The sequence below is a fragment of the Pseudomonas duriflava genome (assembly GCF_007830155.1).
Lineage (GTDB): Bacteria > Pseudomonadota > Gammaproteobacteria > Pseudomonadales > Pseudomonadaceae > Chryseomonas > Chryseomonas duriflava.
Genome location: NZ_VLKY01000001.1, coordinates 501,791 through 518,277 on the forward strand (window position 1 = coordinate 501,791; position 16,487 = coordinate 518,277).

General features: G+C 49.9%; 17 protein-coding genes. 14 read left to right on the top strand and 3 right to left on the bottom strand.

Translation table 11 applies throughout. The features are described 5' to 3' along the window. Positions 1 to 5 precede the first annotated feature (5 nt). Complete coding sequence (locus IQ22_RS02365; RefSeq protein WP_145137594.1) at positions 6 to 1,406, top strand: sensor histidine kinase; 1,401 nt, start codon at positions 6 to 8, stop codon at positions 1,404 to 1,406. 3 nt (positions 1,407 to 1,409) lie between these two features. Here IQ22_RS02365 and IQ22_RS02370 read toward each other — a convergent pair whose 3' ends face one another. Both IQ22_RS02370 and ygfZ read right to left on the bottom strand, forming a co-directional pair. Further along, entirely contained in the window at positions 1,410 to 2,246 is an 837-nt protein-coding gene (locus tag IQ22_RS02370; RefSeq protein WP_145137452.1) for an HDOD domain-containing protein, read from the bottom strand. 34 nt (positions 2,247 to 2,280) lie between these two features. Continuing rightward, positions 2,281 to 3,219, bottom strand: coding sequence for a CAF17-like 4Fe-4S cluster assembly/insertion protein YgfZ (ygfZ, locus tag IQ22_RS02375; RefSeq protein ID WP_145137455.1), 939 nt, complete (start codon positions 3,217 to 3,219; stop codon positions 2,281 to 2,283). 145 nt (positions 3,220 to 3,364) lie between these two features. On the opposite strand from ygfZ, the gene IQ22_RS02380 reads away from it, so the two are divergent. Together IQ22_RS02380 and IQ22_RS23915 are read left to right on the top strand one after the other, a co-directional pair. Then, the gene (locus tag IQ22_RS02380; RefSeq protein ID WP_145137458.1) at positions 3,365 to 3,619 is read left to right on the top strand and encodes an FAD assembly factor SdhE; all 255 of its coding nucleotides are present in this window, start codon (positions 3,365 to 3,367) and stop codon (positions 3,617 to 3,619) included. A gap of 55 nt (positions 3,620 to 3,674) precedes the next feature. Continuing rightward, complete coding sequence (locus tag IQ22_RS23915) at positions 3,675 to 4,055, top strand: protein YgfX (protein WP_342212444.1); 381 nt, start codon at positions 3,675 to 3,677, stop codon at positions 4,053 to 4,055. Here the strand turns inward: IQ22_RS23915 and nadB are convergent. Further along, positions 4,018 to 5,634, bottom strand: coding sequence for an L-aspartate oxidase (gene nadB / locus IQ22_RS02390; RefSeq protein WP_145137463.1), 1,617 nt, complete (start codon positions 5,632 to 5,634; stop codon positions 4,018 to 4,020). The genes IQ22_RS23915 and nadB overlap by 38 nt on opposite strands. A 337-nt stretch (positions 5,635 to 5,971) precedes the next feature. Here nadB and rpoE point away from each other — a divergent pair, with 337 nt between their 5' ends. From rpoE to pdxJ, 11 genes are all read left to right on the top strand, one after another. Further along, entirely contained in the window at positions 5,972 to 6,553 is a 582-nt protein-coding gene (gene rpoE, locus IQ22_RS02395; RefSeq protein ID WP_145137597.1) for an RNA polymerase sigma factor RpoE/AlgU, read from the top strand. A 31-nt stretch (positions 6,554 to 6,584) separates the two neighbouring features. Then, the gene (locus tag IQ22_RS02400) at positions 6,585 to 7,181 is read left to right on the top strand and encodes a sigma-E factor negative regulatory protein (RefSeq protein ID WP_145137466.1); all 597 of its coding nucleotides are present in this window, start codon (positions 6,585 to 6,587) and stop codon (positions 7,179 to 7,181) included. Between the two features lie 18 nt (positions 7,182 to 7,199). Next, complete coding sequence (locus IQ22_RS02405) at positions 7,200 to 8,141, top strand: MucB/RseB C-terminal domain-containing protein (protein WP_145137468.1); 942 nt, start codon at positions 7,200 to 7,202, stop codon at positions 8,139 to 8,141. A gap of 347 nt (positions 8,142 to 8,488) precedes the next feature. Continuing rightward, the gene (locus IQ22_RS02410; protein ID WP_145137471.1) at positions 8,489 to 9,904 is read left to right on the top strand and encodes a DegQ family serine endoprotease; all 1,416 of its coding nucleotides are present in this window, start codon (positions 8,489 to 8,491) and stop codon (positions 9,902 to 9,904) included. A 139-nt stretch (positions 9,905 to 10,043) separates the two neighbouring features. Further along, positions 10,044 to 11,843, top strand: coding sequence for a translation elongation factor 4 (gene lepA / locus IQ22_RS02415; protein ID WP_145137473.1), 1,800 nt, complete (start codon positions 10,044 to 10,046; stop codon positions 11,841 to 11,843). 3 nt (positions 11,844 to 11,846) lie between these two features. After that, positions 11,847 to 12,701: a signal peptidase I gene (lepB, locus tag IQ22_RS02420; protein ID WP_145137476.1), complete on the top strand. Its 855-nt coding sequence runs from the start codon at positions 11,847 to 11,849 to the stop codon at positions 12,699 to 12,701. A gap of 15 nt (positions 12,702 to 12,716) precedes the next feature. Next, positions 12,717 to 13,094: a DUF4845 domain-containing protein gene (locus tag IQ22_RS02425; protein ID WP_145137479.1), complete on the top strand. Its 378-nt coding sequence runs from the start codon at positions 12,717 to 12,719 to the stop codon at positions 13,092 to 13,094. Then, positions 13,091 to 13,780, top strand: a complete 690-nt coding sequence (rnc, locus tag IQ22_RS02430) for a ribonuclease III (protein WP_145137482.1) — start codon at positions 13,091 to 13,093, stop codon at positions 13,778 to 13,780. The genes IQ22_RS02425 and rnc overlap by 4 nt, the downstream gene beginning before the upstream one ends. Continuing rightward, positions 13,773 to 14,672, top strand: a complete 900-nt coding sequence (gene era / locus IQ22_RS02435; RefSeq protein ID WP_145137485.1) for a GTPase Era — start codon at positions 13,773 to 13,775, stop codon at positions 14,670 to 14,672. The genes rnc and era overlap by 8 nt, the downstream gene beginning before the upstream one ends. After that, positions 14,672 to 15,346, top strand: a complete 675-nt coding sequence (recO, locus tag IQ22_RS02440) for a DNA repair protein RecO (protein WP_145137488.1) — start codon at positions 14,672 to 14,674, stop codon at positions 15,344 to 15,346. The genes era and recO overlap by 1 nt, the downstream gene beginning before the upstream one ends. A 9-nt stretch (positions 15,347 to 15,355) precedes the next feature. Beyond that, positions 15,356 to 16,102 (top strand): pyridoxine 5'-phosphate synthase, encoded by a 747-nt coding sequence (gene pdxJ / locus IQ22_RS02445; RefSeq protein ID WP_145137491.1) that lies wholly within the window; start codon positions 15,356 to 15,358, stop codon positions 16,100 to 16,102. The last annotated feature ends 385 nt before the right edge of the window (positions 16,103 to 16,487 follow it).

Genomic DNA, 16,487 nt, shown 5'->3' on the forward strand with positions numbered 1-16,487 from the left:
GTGGGATCATTGTTACAGGGAGTTTACGGGGCCGCTTGCTGCGGCGGTTGGCCATACTGTTGGCGCTATTGTTGGCCGTCAGTAGCTTGAGCGCCTACTTCAATGGTAGGCGCGTTGCCGATACTGCCTATGACCGCACTTTACTAGCCTCGGCGCGAACCATTGCCGCCGGGTTGCATGCCGCAGACGGTACCCTGCGAGCCGATGTGCCTTACATTGCCCTTGATACGTTTGCGTCCGACAACGTTGGACGCATCTATTATCAGGTACTGGATATAAATGGCCACCTCATTTCAGGCTATGAAGACTTGCCTTCGCCGCCTGCCGAGACGCCCCTCACACATGATTATCCAGCCCTGGCACGTTTTTACGATGGGGATTATCGCGGTCAGAGCGTGCGTGTGGTCAGTCTGCAGCAGCCGGTCAGCGAACCTTCTATGCTGGGAATGGCTGAAATTCGCGTGGCAGAGACAGAGCAGTCTCGGGAGGCCATGGCGCGCAGCCTGCTTGCGGATACACTCTTGCGTTTGTGTCTGCTTGCTGTAGGGGCTCTGACGTTAGTCTGGTGGGTGGTTAGTGCAGCCCTACGTCCTTTGGAGCGGCTTAGGGCGGCTGTGGAAGAGCGCCAGCCTGATGATTTGAGACCGCTGCCCCCGGTTACTATCCAGCGGGAGTTGTTTCCTCTGGTCAGTGCGCTTAATCAATTTACCGTACGTTTGCGTACGTTATTCGAACGGCAATCACATTTTATTGCCGATGCAGCCCATGAGCTGCGTACTCCATTAGCAGCCCTCAAGGCGCGTATTGAGCTAGGGTTGCGTGAGCAAGAACCTGCTGAATGGCGTACAACCTTGCTGGAGGCCCAGCAAAATACTAACCGGCTCGCTCATTTAGCTAATCAACTTTTGTCTCTGGCACGTATCGAAAGCGGTGCGCAGGCCATTGCAGAAGGTGGCGCCGAGCGTATCGAGCTGGGCGTTCTGGCGCGCGAGCTGGGCTTGGCCCTGGCGCCCTTAGCGTATATGCGAGGCGTGGCCCTGGCTTTGGAGGCTGACCAGGAGGTATGGGTGAAAGGTGAACCCACGCTACTTAACGAGCTGCTATCGAATCTGATCGACAATGCTTTAGCGCATACGCCCAAAGGGGGAAATGTCATTATTCGGGTCATGTCGCCATGCCTTTTAGAGGTTGAGGACGATGGTCCGGGCATTCCTCCGGAGGCCCGCGCGCGAGTATTCGAACGGTTTCAGCGCTTGGACCCACAGCGTAATGGAGCAGGATTGGGTTTGGCCATTGTAGGAGAGATCTGCCGAGCCCATCAGGCGTCTATTGCGTTGTATGACGGCTCAGCCGGAGGGTTACGAGTTAGGGTTACCTTTCCGGATGAGCGCCTTGTGGTGGACTGAGCCTTATTGTAGTAGTTGTTTCGATTGCTCAAGTGCCAGGCTGAGATCCTCATCGGACTCAATATCGGTCTGTGGATCGAAACCTAATTTGCTAAAGGAAACGATACGTGACCAGTCCAGGCGGGTGCAGGGGTGCTCCGTGCCGGCATGGCTCTGCAAGTAAGCGACTTGCACAATATCTGCATAGTCAACCTTTGGTGAGTTACGCTCGAAGTTCAGGTATTCCTCAGGAACGCAGGCGATTGAATCCTGAAAGTCCCAGGTTTCTAGAATGCGTCGACCAATCATCGGGTGGATCTGCTCGATAACCCGATCAAGACTGATGGAATCGGCTAGCAGCGCGTCGTTCTCTTCAGCGAAAGTCAGAATAGGCAATATGCCGATCTGGTGAACCAAGCCGGCTAATGTAGCCTGATCGGGCTGTAGAGGCGTGAAGTGTCGACAAAGGACATGGCTGATACCGGCAATTTCTGTGCTTTGACTCCAGACCTCACGCATCTTGCGATCTACGACATCGGTTGTGGCTTGAAACATCTGCTCCATAGCCAGGCCAATAGCTAAGTTACACGTGTAATTAATACCCAGTCGGCACACAGCCGTATGCAAATCGGTAATCTCTGTTGCAATCCGCAACAAAGGGCTATTAACTACTTTGACTATCCGTGCCGTCAGGGCGGTATCTGTAGAGATGACTTTACTCATCTCGGCAATATTTACATTAGGATCTTCCGCTACCTCGCGAACGCGTAAGGCGATTTCCGGCAATGTTGGTAGAACCAATCGGTCATTGTCGATGGCTTCTATCAATTCTTGCGCCACCTTATCTGCAAGCCGTGTCATCGTCTTTTCCTTGAATCATATGCAAATCGGTACATCAGCGCTGGATCTCGCGATCGGTGTCGATGGTATAAGGCAAATCCAGTAGCTCACAGAGCGGCCCTTCAAGTGCACCTAAGTGGATACGGCCGTCTTCCTGCGCATCCAGTTGCAGTACGGCGAGCAATTCCGTCATGTCACCGGCATGCGCAGCCAGGACAACCTCACCCACACTAGTAGTATGTACTGGAGAGAACAACGCCGTACCGGGCTCGGGCGCATCACTATGTACGCTCAGGCGGAACAGGCGGCGCTTGAGTTTTCCCAGGTACTGCATGCGCGCCACGATTTCCTGGCCGGTATAGCAACCTTTCTTGAAGCTGACCCCGTCAACTGCCTGAAGGTTGATCATTTGAGGAATGAACAATTCCCGTGTCGGCCCGAACACTTGGCCGACCCCAGCGCGTATCTGCTCTAGAAGCCAGCGCTCAAGTGGTGCCTCTTCCGTCACCTTAGTTAAGCGGTCACGAACTGAGGAGGCATGCTCCTGTGGAGCCCAAAGCTCAACGCGTTCACCGCTCAAACGAACAATTTTCAATTCTTCAAGATAGGCTACACGGTTGGTCTGCTCTGGCACGTCGAGGGCTGGCCACGCTTGGCGAACTGTTTCAGCACTTGCGCCAAAGCGTATCCAGGATGTGCTCTCGTCAGCTAAAACCGACTTTGAAAAGACAGCATATTTTTTCAAGTCGGCCAGCTGCGGCTCGACAAGTTCGCGAGCCAGTGCCATGAGTAGGCCATCTTCCTCCTGCACTAGGCGAAAGCTCGAGACCATGCGTCCCTTGGGCGTACAGCGAGCCCCCAGCGTACTGGTCTCACGGCTTAGGTAGTTGAGATTGCAGGTTACCTGTCCTTGTAAGAACTTACTGGCATCGGCGCCACGTATGGACAAAACGCCCTCGTGGCTCAACGTACAAAAGAAAAGGGAATCGACCATGTGGAATCGCAGATAATGAAAATGAACCCTCATCATAGAACGCAGAAAAAATCTTGTCAGTGCCGATAGTAGATGGCTTTCCCTGAAGGCACTGAACATTCCTCGAACTCTTGCCTATAATGCTGCTACTTTTCGAGGAGCCACCATGACTGACGAAATCGAACTCAAGCGACTCTTCTGGCACAGCCGCCGCGGCATGCTTGAGCTGGACGTATTACTCGTACCCTTTGTTCAGGAGGTCTATCCCTCATTGGATGAAGCAGATCAGGCCCGATATCGGAAACTGCTCAGTTGTGAAGATCAAGATATGTTCGGCTGGTTCATGCAGCGTGGCGAGCCGGAAGATAGGGATCTCAAGCGCATAGTTCGGATGATTCTGGATCGTGTCCAGCCGGATTGAGCCTTTCGAGTGCTCATGGCGGCACTCGCCTCGATTGTTTATTGCCTACACAGTAATGTTTGCTCTGGCCCTAGTCGGCTTGTGGCTAGCGGCTATTCCTGTTTGGCTGTCCATCGTAGGAACACTGTTTTGCATGGTGCATGCGGGTTGGTATGTTCCTAACGGTATTCTGTTTCGCAATGAACAGTCGCCTCGGAGAGTTAGGCATGATGCTGAAGGGTGGCATTTATGGTCGCCGCAGCAAGGCTGGCAGCCGGTTCGCCTACACAGGGACAGTATGGCGCTGCCGCTATTGATTATCTTGCGATATCGCTACCCAGGGCAGCATTGGACACGTTCTGTCTGTATTCCTGCGGATGCTTTGGCGCCGGAGCATCACCGGCGCCTTCGCCTGCGTCTCAGGTTCGCTCGTCAGCGCTGGGCGGTACCAGAATAGTATCCTGAGCGTGATTCAATATTTTAGGGTAATCCAAGGTAAAGTGCAGACCTCGGCTCTCCTTGCGCGCCATAGCAGACCGAATGATCAGTTCAGCCACCTGCGCTAGATTTCTCAGCTCAATCAGGTCGCGGCTCACCTTGTAGTTGCTGTAGAACTCATCGATCTCTTTAGACAGAAGCTCTATTCGATTGAAGGCACGTAGCAATCGCTTGTCTGTTCGTACGATACCTACATAGTCCCACATGAAGCGGCGCAACTCGTCCCAGTTATGGGCAATGATAACGTCTTCGTCTGAGTCGGTGACTTGGCTGGCATCCCAGCTAGGAAGCGCGGATGGCTTCTCCAGATATTCGGCAGATGTAGCGATATCTGCGGCAGCCGAGCGGGCATAGACGAAGCACTCTAGTAGAGAGTTGCTTGCCATGCGGTTGGCACCGTGAAGCCCGGTAAAGCTCGTCTCACCAATAGCGTATAAACCTGTCAGGTCTGTACGCCCAGCACTGTCTACCCATACGCCTCCGCACGTGTAATGTGCTGCTGGTACAACCGGTATGGGCTCTTGGCAGATGTTTATACCAAGGCTGAGGCAGCGTTCATAAACGGTGGGGAAATGGGTTTTGATGAAGTCGGCAGGCTTGTGACTGATATCTAAATACACATGAGGAATGCCAAGACGTTTCATTTCATGATCGATGGCCCGGGCTACAATGTCGCGGGGAGCCAGTTCGGCTCGCTCGTCGAAACGCGGCATAAAGCGTTCGCCGCTAGGTAACTTTAAGAGTGCACCCTCGCCTCGAAGGGCCTCTGTAATTAGAAAGTTCCGGGCATGGGGGTGATAAAGGCAGGTGGGATGAAATTGATTGAATTCCATGTTTGCTACGCGGCAGCCTGCACGCCATGCCATGGCAATACCGTCACCACAGGCGCTTTCTTGGTTGCTGCTATATAGGTAAACCTTACTAGCGCCTCCTGTGGCTAGCACAGTAAAGCGTGCTCCATGAGTGTCTACTTCACCGGTATTCCGGTTCAAAACGTACGCACCTAAGCAGCGGTCACCTGGGGCTCCTAGTTTTTGTGTCGTTATTAGGTCGATTGCTACCTGCTGTGGAAGTAATTGTATATTGGGGCGCAGCTTGGCTTGTGTAAGTAGCGAGGTGAAAATGGCTGCCCCTGTCGCATCTGCAGCGTGAATGATACGTCGATGGCTATGTCCACCCTCCCGGGTTAGGTGTAGTGTTGAACCTGCGTTACCAGTGGCCGCGTTGCGTGTGAACGGTACGCCAAGATCAATCAGCCACTCTATGGCTTCGCGGCTATGCTCGATAGTGAAGCGAACCGCCTGTTCGTTGCATAATCCAGCTCCGGCAACCAGCGTATCCTTGACATGCGCATCCACCGTATCGTGCTCATCGAGCACAGCGGCGACACCGCCCTGGGCCCAATACGTCGAGCCGTTGGAAAGATCGCCTTTACTCAATACCGCAATACGCAAATGTGTTGGCAGTGTTAGCGCGAGTGTAAGGCCGGCAGCCCCGCTGCCAATGATAAGAACGTCATGCTCAACGTGTTGGCCCATGGGATGTCTCATTTTTCTTGGTTTGCTTGTACGATTGCACCGTAATGGCGTCTCATTCTACGGAGGAAGGAACTTTATAGGGGCCATGGCCGTCAATGTAAGGATAATTTTCCACACGGACAGCAAAAGAGTGGCCGACAGTATGAATAGTGGAATGACTGCGACTAAGTCTCAGCGGGAGCCGATCAACGATGATCGACTCACTGAGCAGCGGATGGAAAACAATGTCCGCTCAATATCTGCCGTGGGGAGAACTTTTACGCAGCGTCCGGGTCTATCCAATCAACAGGATGAGAAGGGCGAAGCGGGTCTCCTTCAGAACCAACGAGGAGCTCCCATGCAAACCCAGGAACAAGACCAGCAGCTTGTCGAGCGCGTGCAGCGAGGCGATAAGCGGGCCTTCGATCTCCTGGTGCTGAAGTATCAGCACAAGATTTTAGGGTTGATCGTGCGTTTTGTGCATGATGCCCAAGAAGCTCAGGATGTAGCGCAGGAAGCCTTTATAAAAGCTTATCGTGCGTTAGGGAATTTTCGTGGTGATAGTGCTTTTTATACGTGGCTCTATCGGATCGCAATAAACACCGCAAAGAACCATCTTGTTGCACGTGGCCGCCGTCCTCCAGATAGCGACGTTAGTGCTGAAGATGCAGAGTTTTATGAGGGCGACCATGCTCTTAAAGATATCGAGTCCCCTGAGCGGTCTTTGCTGCGCGATGAAATTGAAAGTACTGTGCATCGAACCATTCAGCAATTGCCAGAAGATTTGCGTACAGCTCTAACTTTACGTGAATTTGAAGGTCTTAGTTATGAGGACATTGCAAACGTTATGCAGTGTCCAGTGGGTACAGTTCGTTCACGGATTTTCCGTGCGCGAGAAGCCATCGATAAAGCCTTGCAACCTTTGTTGCGAGAAGCATGAGACAGCGGCGACAGCTATGAGAGAGGTTGATATGAATCGTGAAGCTCTGCTGGAATCACTGTCCGCTGTTATGGATAACGAAGCGGACGAATTGGAAGTCAGACGTGTATTGGCTGCAACGGATCAAGACGCTGAATTGCGTGCTACCTGGTCGCGTTATGTCATGGCACGTGCTGTTATTCGTAACGAACCAGTAATGCCTAAGCTTGACATTGCTGCTGCAGTGTCCGCGGCGTTGGAAAATGAAGAAACACCTGTAGTTGCTCAAGCGGCAAAGCCAAAAGTTAGTCGCTGGAACGGGCTAAGTCGCGTAGCAGTTGCCGCTTCAGTAACTGTTGCCGTGTTGGCAGGGGTTCGTTTGTATAACCAGGATAGCAATGGAGCAGGCCAGTTGGCTCAGCAAACGCCAGCACCTATTACTGTTCCTCAGGTTCAGAGCCCAGCTGTTTTGGCTAACTATAGTGAAGAAGGCTCTAAGAGTGTAGATGTTTCAACTACAGCTTCTACAGTTGATAGTAACGCTCAGATGCCTGATTACATTCGTCAACATGCACAACAAGCTACGTTTAATAGTGTTGATGGAACAGCGCTTCCGTATGCGCGTGGTGCTAGCGTAGAAGATCGTTAATACTTAGTAAGGAAGCGCATGCGTTTTGCTCCAGTAGTCTGTGGAATGGGCGGCTTGTTTCTGATAATACAATCGGTTCAAGCCGCTAATGGAGATAATTGGTTAGAAAGAGTTCTTTCTGCCAGTAAGCGCATTAGCTCCCAGGGTATCTTCGTCTATGTAAGTAATGGTCAACTTACTTCTCATAAGGTGGTAAGAAAGGTCGAAAAGGATGGAGATAGCCGGGAGCGAATCTATCAGCTAGATGGTTCTCCTTATGAAGTAATATGGGAGAATGACCAGCTTCTTTGTAATTCCCGTCTTGAAGGCAATGAAGTTGGTTTTTCGAAAAAGTTGTCTCGCTCATTAACGGCTAGGCAAATTGAGCAGGGTTATGTCGTAAAGCATGTTGGTGAGTCACGTGTGGCCGACCTTCCTACTGACATCATCGCTCTAGTACCGAAAGACCAATATCGTTATGCCTATGAATTTCACGTGGGCAAGCAGAGCGGTCAAATACTCCAGTCCACTACGTTCGATCAAAAAGGCGATCCAGTAGAGCGTCTTCAGTACGTATCGTTTTCAACTGCCATTCCTGATAATGCCGCCCTCAAGCCTCAGCAGAAATGCATGCCGGTAAATGAGTCGAATCCGGTTGCATCCGATGTTCCTCCCTCAACATGGATGGTCTCATGGTTGCCTGCTGGCTATGAACTTGTTCGGTCACAAAAGAGTTGGGCGCCTCGCACAGGTGGGCACTCTGTACAATACTTGCTCTATAGTGACGGTTTAAGTTCTTTTTCCGTTTTTGTAGATCCGGACAGTAAAGGCGTAGTAACAGACACTCGAAACCAGTTCGGCCCGACTAGTGTCGTATCCAAGCGGATTAATCCTTCCAATAAAGACACATTAATTACTGTGGTAGGCGAAATCCCCTTAGGGGCTGCAGAGAGAATTGCTTTGGCTGTACGTCCTGATTAAAGGAAAGGCCTATATTTTCTCGAGGTGATTTAACTTCCGTGCTGGTGTTGTAAGCGTTGGCGTCTTAATCATGCTGTTGGCTTAGAGCAGAGCAGAGCAGAGCAGAGCAGAGCAGAGCGGGGCTGTGCTGTAGCAGGATGGAAGGATGATAAGGGGCATCAGCAGAATCATTGCTTCGCCTTAGGATGCCCGTATCAGGAACTGTTCAGCCGATCTATGGTATTTAATCTGCTTGCTCTTACCCGCTCAATGATATGGGAAGAGTAACAACGACTCTTGTCGGCGGTTACTGCCGTTAATTTATTGCGACTGTTCATCCCCTGCAAAAAACGGGAGCTGTACTTTACATGCGAATATTCAAACCTTATCTGGCAGCCATGCTGGCAGTATGGACATTGGGCGTGTCTTTAATGGCCCATGCAGATCTTCCTGATTTCACACCTTTGGTAGAATCTGCCAGTCCGGCTGTTGTTAATATCAGTACTCGGCAAAATCTACCTGCCAGTCGAGGTGGGGCTATGTCCATGCCGGATTTAGAGGGTTTGCCCCCTGGCATTCGTGAATTTTTTGAGCGCAGTATTCCTCAGATGCCCCAGGGGCCTGGTAGTCGTCAGCGGGAAGCGCAGTCGCTGGGCTCTGGTTTCATTATTTCGGCGGATGGCTATGTGCTTACCAATAACCATGTGGTTGCTGATGCTGATGAGATCATGGTGCGTCTTTCGGACAGAAGTGACCATACGGCCAAGCTGATAGGTGCTGACCCACGTACAGATGTGGCTTTGCTGAAGATCGATGCCAAGAATTTGCCTACTGTTAAGTTGGGTAGTTCTGAAAGACTAAAAGTTGGGGAGTGGGTGTTAGCTATCGGCTCGCCTTTTGGGTTTGATCATTCGGCTACTGCAGGTATCGTCAGTGCTAAAGGTAGAAGCCTACCCAATGAAAACTACGTTCCCTTTATTCAGACAGACGTAGCTATCAATCCAGGTAATTCAGGCGGGCCGCTTTTTAACTTGAATGGTGAAGTTGTTGGGATTAATTCCCAGATCTTTACACGCTCAGGTGGCTTCATGGGCTTGTCGTTTGCTATTCCAATTGACGTCGCTATGAATGTCGCCAATCAGTTACGTACTGACGGAAAGGTTACACGGGGCTGGCTGGGCGTAGTTATTCAGGAGGTTGATAAGGATCTTGCAGAGTCCTTTGGTCTTGAGCGGCCTGCAGGAGCATTGATTGCTCAAGTGCTGGAGAATGGGCCGGCGGCTAAGGGAGGGCTTAAAGTAGGCGATGTTATTCTTTCGGTAAATAACCAGCCTATTATTGAGTCAGCGGATTTGCCGCATCTTATTGGTAATTTGAAGCCGGACAGTACGGTTGAAATGAATATCGTTCGTGAGGGGGCACGAAAGACTATTTCCGTTAAGGTAGGTAATATGCCTGACGATGATTCTATTGCAGCATCTTCAGGCTCAAATGCTGAGCGTAGTAGTAATCGTTTGGGTATTTCTGTGGCAGACCTAACAGCTGAACAGAAAAAGAGTCTCGATATTCAAAGTGGTGTTGTAATCAGGCAGGTGTCTGATGGGCCGGCAGCGCTCATTGGTCTTCGTCCTGGAGATATTATTACTCATTTGAATAATCAGGCTGTCGGTTCTGCGCGTCAGTTCCAAGAGGCTGTAAAAGATTTGCCCCGCAATCGGTCGATCTCTATGCGTGTAATGCGAGATGGACGTGCAAGCTTTATAACCTTCAAGCTTCCTGAATAGTATTCATGGAGCGGAGCTTTTTGCTCCGCTCCATCGTTTAAGCCAAGTCCATGCGTGACGGGCTTGAATGCTATCGGGTAAACTCCCAGGCTATTTTTTCCGGCGGGCATTCCGCTGCTGGCCTTTCGAGTGTTGATCCGTGAGTGACCTCAGTCATATCCGTAACTTTTCCATCATCGCCCATATCGACCACGGCAAGTCGACGTTGGCCGATCGATTCATTCACATGTGCGGCGGTCTTTCTGATCGTGAAATGGAGGCCCAGGTTTTAGACTCCATGGATCTCGAGCGCGAGCGTGGAATTACCATTAAGGCTCATAGCGTTACGCTGCACTACAAGGCCCAGGATGGTAAAACGTATCAATTGAACTTCATTGATACTCCGGGGCATGTCGACTTTACCTATGAAGTCAGCCGCTCTCTGGCAGCTTGTGAGGGTGCTTTACTTGTCGTTGATGCAGCTCAAGGAGTTGAGGCTCAGTCGGTAGCTAACTGCTATACGGCAATCGAGCAAGGTCTGGAAGTAATGCCTGTGCTCAATAAGATGGATTTGCCTCAAGCAGAACCAGAGCGGGTAAAGGCTGAGATCGAGCACATTATCGGGATTGATGCGACAGATGCTGTAGCCTGTAGTGCTAAAAGCGGTATGGGTGTTACCGATGTGCTTGAGCGTCTCGTCACAGTCATTCCGCCGCCAGAGGGAGAGATCGAAGCACCTCTTCAAGCTTTGATTATTGATTCCTGGTTCGATAATTATTTAGGTGTCGTTTCTTTAGTGCGGGTTAAGCATGGCCGGGTGAAGAAGGGCGACAAGATTCTTGTCAAGTCGACTGGCAAGACGCACCAAGTTGACAGCGTTGGCGTCTTTACGCCGAAGCATACTGAAATGAAGGATCTTAAGGCGGGTGAAGTAGGCTTCATCATCGCGGGCATTAAAGAGATCCTGGGCGCCCCGGTTGGCGATACCTTGACCTTGTCCACTACGCCCGATGTGGAAATGTTACCTGGTTTTCAGAAGGTCAAACCTCAGGTGTATGCTGGCTTGTTCCCAGTGAGCTCTGATGATTTCGAAGACTTTCGTGAGGCTCTTCAAAAACTGACACTAAACGATGCTTCGCTCCAATACGAGCCTGAAAGTTCTGAGGCATTGGGTTTTGGTTTCCGCTGCGGATTCCTGGGCATGCTCCATATGGAAATCATTCAGGAGCGGCTCGAGCGGGAATATGATCTTGATCTGATCACGACTGCACCTACGGTAGTGTTCGAAGTGGTGCTGAAAAGTGGTGAGACCGTATATGTCGACAACCCATCGAAGCTTCCTGATCTTGCTTCAATCGCTGAAATGCGAGAGCCCATTGTGCGTGCCAATATCCTTGTGCCTCAAGAGCATTTGGGTAACGTCATCACGCTGTGTATCGAAAAGCGTGGCGTCCAGAGGGATATGCAGTTTTTGAGTAGTCAGGTGCAGGTGAGTTATGACCTGCCCATGAATGAAGTGGTTTTAGATTTCTTTGATCGTTTGAAATCAGTCAGTCGTGGGTATGCCTCGCTGGATTACAGCTTCGATCGCTTTGAAACAGCTAATCTCGTAAAGCTGGATGTACTGATTAACGGAGAGAAGGTTGATGCCTTGGCATTGATCGTTCATCGGGACAAGGCTCACCATAAAGGGCGTGCACTAACCGAGAAAATGAAAGAGCTGATTCCTCGCCAGATGTTTGATGTGGCCATCCAGGCGGCGATTGGCGGTCAGATTGTTGCACGAACTACAGTAAAAGCGCTTCGTAAGAATGTTCTGGCTAAGTGTTACGGTGGTGACGTTTCGCGTAAGCGCAAGCTGTTGGAAAAGCAAAAAGCGGGTAAGAAGCGTATGAAACAGGTTGGCAGCGTGGAGATTCCTCAAGAAGCGTTCCTGGCCGTACTTAAAGTGGATAGCTGACCTATGTCATTCAATTTTCCTTTGCTTTTGGTCGTTGCTGTTGCAGTGTGCGGCGGATTGGCACTGTTCGACCTTATTTTTCTGGCGCCTCGCCGTCGAATGCGAATTGCGGCGTATCAGGGGCAGGTTACTGAGCCCGATCCGATTGCTTTGGATAATTTGAGAAAAGAGCCTTTATTGGTTGAGTACGGTAAATCATTTTTTCCCGTACTTGCCATTGTGCTAATCCTGCGCTCCTTTCTGGTAGAGCCATTTCAGATTCCATCGGGCTCTATGAAGCCAACATTAGAGGTAGGCGATTTTATTCTGGTAAACAAATTTGCTTACGGAATTCGATTGCCTGTCATTGACACAAAAATTATTCCGGTCAGTGATCCTCAGCGTGGCGATGTCATGGTGTTCCGCTATCCAAGCGATCCTTCTATTAACTACATCAAGCGTGTTGTCGGTATTCCAGGCGATACGATTCGTTATACCTCAGACAAGCAGCTCTTTATCAATGGACAGCTGGTATCCAAGCGTTTAATCGGTGAAGAGCCTGGCTCATTAGGTAGCGCTAGGCTTTACAATGAAAAGCTTGGTGAGATTGAACATACGATTCGTGAGGAAATGACCCGCTATAACATGCCGGCAAATAATGAATGGACAGTTCCCGCTGGGAATTACTTTATGATGGGCGATAATCGAGATAACTCAAACGACAGTCGTTACTGGAGTGATCCGGGTATTCCTCATGATCTGTTAGGAATGGTTCCTGATAAGAATATCGTAGGTAAGGCGTTTGCCGTCTGGATGAGTTGGCCTGACCCGAAGATGAGTCATCTGCCAACCCTTTCTCGTGTGGGTCTTATTCACTAGCCAGGAAACTGCGTCATGCATGTGTCGCAAAAGCAAAAGGGACTTTCATTCCTTAGTTGGCTGCTACTGTTGTGTGTAGTGGCTTTTGTAGCAAGTACGGCCTTTAAGTTAATTCCTCATTACTTTGACTACCAAGCGATGACGAAAATAATTTCTTCCGTCGAAAACGAGCAGGCTATAGGTATCCGTACCATACCTGAGGTTTATGCTTACGTCAGGAAAGGTATGCAGGTTAATAACATTAACGATATTGATTTAAGCAAAGCCATGCAGGTGAAAGCGGAAAATAACCATTTCCTCGTTCATCTTGACTATGAAAAGCGTGAGCCCTTGATTCGCAATATTGATCTTGTGGTTCACTTCGAACGTGACTTTCGTATAAGTATCCCGTGAACCCATCGTTAGATCGTCTCGAGCGTCGGCTCGGTTATACCTTTCATGATCAGGGTCTGATGACCCTGGCTCTCACACATCGTAGTTTTGCCAGTAAGAATAATGAGCGGTTAGAGTTCTTGGGAGATGCCATCCTGAACTTTATTATTGGCGAAGCCTTGTATCAGCACTTTCCTCAAGCTCGAGAGGGGCAGCTTTCTCGTTTGAGGGCGCGTTTGGTTAAAGGGGAAACCCTAGCTGTACTGGCCCGTACCTTTGAGCTGGGTGATTATTTGCGCCTGGGCTCTGGGGAACTTAAAAGCGGTGGTTTCAGGCGAGAGTCTATTTTGGCTGATGCTATGGAAGCGCTGATTGGTGCTATCTATCTAGATACTGGAATGACTGCAGCTCGCGATCGCATTATGGCGTGGCTAGGCCCGCAACTTCGTGAGTTAACGCCAGTCGATACCAACAAGGATCCTAAAACGCGTCTTCAGGAGTTCTTACAGGCGCGTGCTTGTGATTTACCTCGTTATGAAGTCGTGGCGATCGAAGGAGAGCCTCACTGTCGAGTATTTTTCGTAGAGTGCGAAGTCTCGATGCTGAGTGAAAAAACTAGCGGTCAAGGTCCAAGTCGACGCATCGCAGAACAAATTGCGGCCACAGCTGCCCTTATTGCCCTTGGCGTGGAGAATGGCCATGAATGATGAAGCGACCCGTTGCGGTTATGTAGCTATTGTCGGCCGTCCGAATGTAGGCAAATCCACTTTGCTAAACCACATCCTTGGGCAAAAGCTAGCTATTACTTCACGCAAGCCTCAAACAACTCGCCATACTTTGCTAGGTATCAAAACTGAAGGAAGTGTCCAGGCGGTTTATGTCGATACGCCTGGTATGCATAAGGAAAATCAAAAAGCACTCAATCGTTATATGAACAAAACGGCTTCTGCCGCTTTGAAAGACGTTGATGTAATTATTTTTGTTGTTGATCGCACTCGCTGGACGGAAGAGGACGATATGGTGCTTGATCGTTTAAAGCATCTTTCCAATCCAATCATCGTCGCGGTAAATAAGACTGACCGTCTGGAAGACAAGAGCGAACTGCTTCCTCAATTAAAATGGTTGGCAGAGCAGCTGCCTGCAGCAGAAATTATTCCTATCTCGGCTCAACATGGTACTAATCTTTTAGCGCTTGAAGCTCTTGTTGCCGAACGCTTGCCGGAAAGCGAACACTTTTTTCCAGAAGAGCAAATTACGGATCGTAGCAGCCGCTTCTTAGCGGCAGAGCTGGTGCGTGAAAAAATCATGCGCCAATTAGGTGCTGAGTTGCCTTATCAAGTTGCTGTAGAGATCGAAGAGTTCAAGCAGGAAGGGCGTGTGTTGCATATTCATGCTTTGATTCTGGTTGAGCGTGATGGTCAAAAGAAGATCCTTATTGGCAATGCGGGTGATCGAATCAAGCGCATTGGGCAAGAAGCACGAAAAGACATGGAAACCCTATTCGATTCAAAAGTAATGTTGAATTTATGGGTTAAGGTTAGAAGCGGGTGGTCTGATGATGAGCGTGCGCTTCGCTCCTTGGGCTATGCAGATATTTGATGCACGAGCCTGAGCAAGTTTTCGTTCTACATACTCGTCCTTATCGGGAAAGTAGTTTGTTAATCGATCTCTTTTCGCTTCGAGGAAGGTTTCGAGTTGTATACCGAGCTGCCCGTAATCGGTTAGGTAGCCAGGTGCGTCCTTTCCAGTTATTCGAATGCGAGTTGCGTGGCCGCACTGAGTTAAAGTCAGTCAGTAGAATGGAGCCGTTGTCCCCGCCTGTACTTTTAAAAGGGGATGCGCTGTTTAGCGGCCTATACCTTAATGAGCTAGTGGTGCGTCTTCTTTTGCCTGAAGACCCTCATCCTGCTGTATTTCATCAATATGCCGCTACGCTTCATTCTTTGAGTAGTGGCTCCTCTATAGAGCCGCCATTACGTACTTTCGAATGGTCGCTGTTGGATGAGTTGGGGTATGGATTTTCTCTGGAAGTAGACAATCAGGGTAATTCCATAGATCCGTCAGGGATATATCGTTTTGTTCCGGATGAAGGGCTTGAGCTTATAATTCAATACCAGCCAGGAGCATTTCATGGAAGTGAATTACTCTCTTTAGCGCGTGCTGATTGGAATACGCCAGATACGCTAAAGGCAGCAAAGCGTTTGATGCGTCAGGCCTATGCGCCTTTGCTAGATGGAAAGCCTCTTGTTAGCCGTGAACTATTTTTTAAGTGAGAAATTACCATGACGACTATTCGTCGCCCTCTACTGGGTGTGAATATTGATCACGTTGCTACGTTACGCCAAGCGCGGGGTACTCGATACCCTGATCCTCTCAAGGCTGCTTTAGATGCAGAAGAAGCAGGTGCTGATGGCATTACGTTGCACTTGCGTGAGGATCGTCGTCATATACAGGAGCGCGATGTTCTCATTTTTAAAGAAGCTCTCCAGACTCGCATGAATTTGGAAGTTGCCATTACTCCTGCCATGCTCGAGTTTGCTGCTAAGGTTCGTCCTGAGCATGTGTGCCTAGTTCCTGAGCGTCGTGAAGAGCTAACAACTGAAGGCGGATTAGACGTAATCGGGCAAGAGGCACGTATCAAGGAAGCAGTGCGCAAATTGACAGCGGTAGGGTGTGAGGTTTCTTTATTCATCGACCCAGACGAGCAGCAGCTTGAAGCTGCCGTACGTGTAGGGGCGCCCGTGGTGGAGCTGCATACAGGGCGTTACGCAGATGCTCGCATAAAGGAAGAGTCAGCTTTAGAACTGCAGCGGATACGAAGCGGTGTTGAGTTTGGTGTGTCTAGAGGGTTAATCGTCAACGCAGGCCATGGTCTTCATTATCATAATGTAGAGCCGGTTGCCTGTATTCCAGGTGTGAACGAATTTAATATTGGTCATGCGATAGTTGCGCATGCCTTATTTGTTGGCTTTAAACAAGCAGTAGCTGAAATGAAGTCTCTTATTCTCGGATGCAATAATCCTAGATAACGCTTGACGTCCTGCCTGAGGGGCCTATAATGCGTCCACTTCCCTGCTGGGGTGGTTGGAAAAATCCTTGTAAATCAATGGCTTATCTAATTAGTCTAGCAGGCAGGTCCGTCTGGCGGGCCAGCCGGGAAGGCGGGTAGCGGTTGACAAGCCCCTGGGTTTGTGTAGAATACGCCTCCCGCTGCCAAGACGAGAGATCGCCCTGGCAGGCTGACAAGGTTTCCGGAAGACAAAATGATCTGAAAGAAATGCTTGACAGAACATGAGGTTAGCGTAGAATGCGCGCCTCGGTTGAGACAAGGTTCTCAGCCAACCGCTCTTTAACAAGTTGAATCAAGCAATTCGTGTGGGTGCTTGTGCTGTAAGACTGATGGATCGCAAGATT

Bases quoted from the DNA above. Each gene is read 5' to 3' on its own strand.
- IQ22_RS02370 (WP_145137452.1), bottom strand. From the start codon at position 2,246: ATGACACGGCTTGCAGATAAGGTGGCGCAAGAATTGATAGAAGCCATC.
- ygfZ (WP_145137455.1), bottom strand. From the start codon at position 3,219: ATGGTCGATTCCCTTTTCTTTTGTACGTTGAGCCACGAGGGCGTTTTG.
- IQ22_RS02380 (WP_145137458.1), top strand. From the start codon at position 3,365: ATGACTGACGAAATCGAACTCAAGCGACTCTTCTGGCACAGCCGCCGC.
- IQ22_RS23915 (WP_342212444.1), top strand. From the start codon at position 3,675: ATGTTTGCTCTGGCCCTAGTCGGCTTGTGGCTAGCGGCTATTCCTGTT.
- nadB (WP_145137463.1), bottom strand. From the start codon at position 5,634: ATGGGCCAACACGTTGAGCATGACGTTCTTATCATTGGCAGCGGGGCT.
- rpoE (WP_145137597.1), top strand. From the start codon at position 5,972: ATGCAAACCCAGGAACAAGACCAGCAGCTTGTCGAGCGCGTGCAGCGA.
- IQ22_RS02400 (WP_145137466.1), top strand. From the start codon at position 6,585: ATGAATCGTGAAGCTCTGCTGGAATCACTGTCCGCTGTTATGGATAAC.
- IQ22_RS02405 (WP_145137468.1), top strand. From the start codon at position 7,200: ATGCGTTTTGCTCCAGTAGTCTGTGGAATGGGCGGCTTGTTTCTGATA.
- IQ22_RS02410 (WP_145137471.1), top strand. From the start codon at position 8,489: ATGCGAATATTCAAACCTTATCTGGCAGCCATGCTGGCAGTATGGACA.
- lepB (WP_145137476.1), top strand. From the start codon at position 11,847: ATGTCATTCAATTTTCCTTTGCTTTTGGTCGTTGCTGTTGCAGTGTGC.
- IQ22_RS02425 (WP_145137479.1), top strand. From the start codon at position 12,717: ATGCATGTGTCGCAAAAGCAAAAGGGACTTTCATTCCTTAGTTGGCTG.
- era (WP_145137485.1), top strand. From the start codon at position 13,773: ATGAATGATGAAGCGACCCGTTGCGGTTATGTAGCTATTGTCGGCCGT.
- recO (WP_145137488.1), top strand. From the start codon at position 14,672: ATGCACGAGCCTGAGCAAGTTTTCGTTCTACATACTCGTCCTTATCGG.
- pdxJ (WP_145137491.1), top strand. From the start codon at position 15,356: ATGACGACTATTCGTCGCCCTCTACTGGGTGTGAATATTGATCACGTT.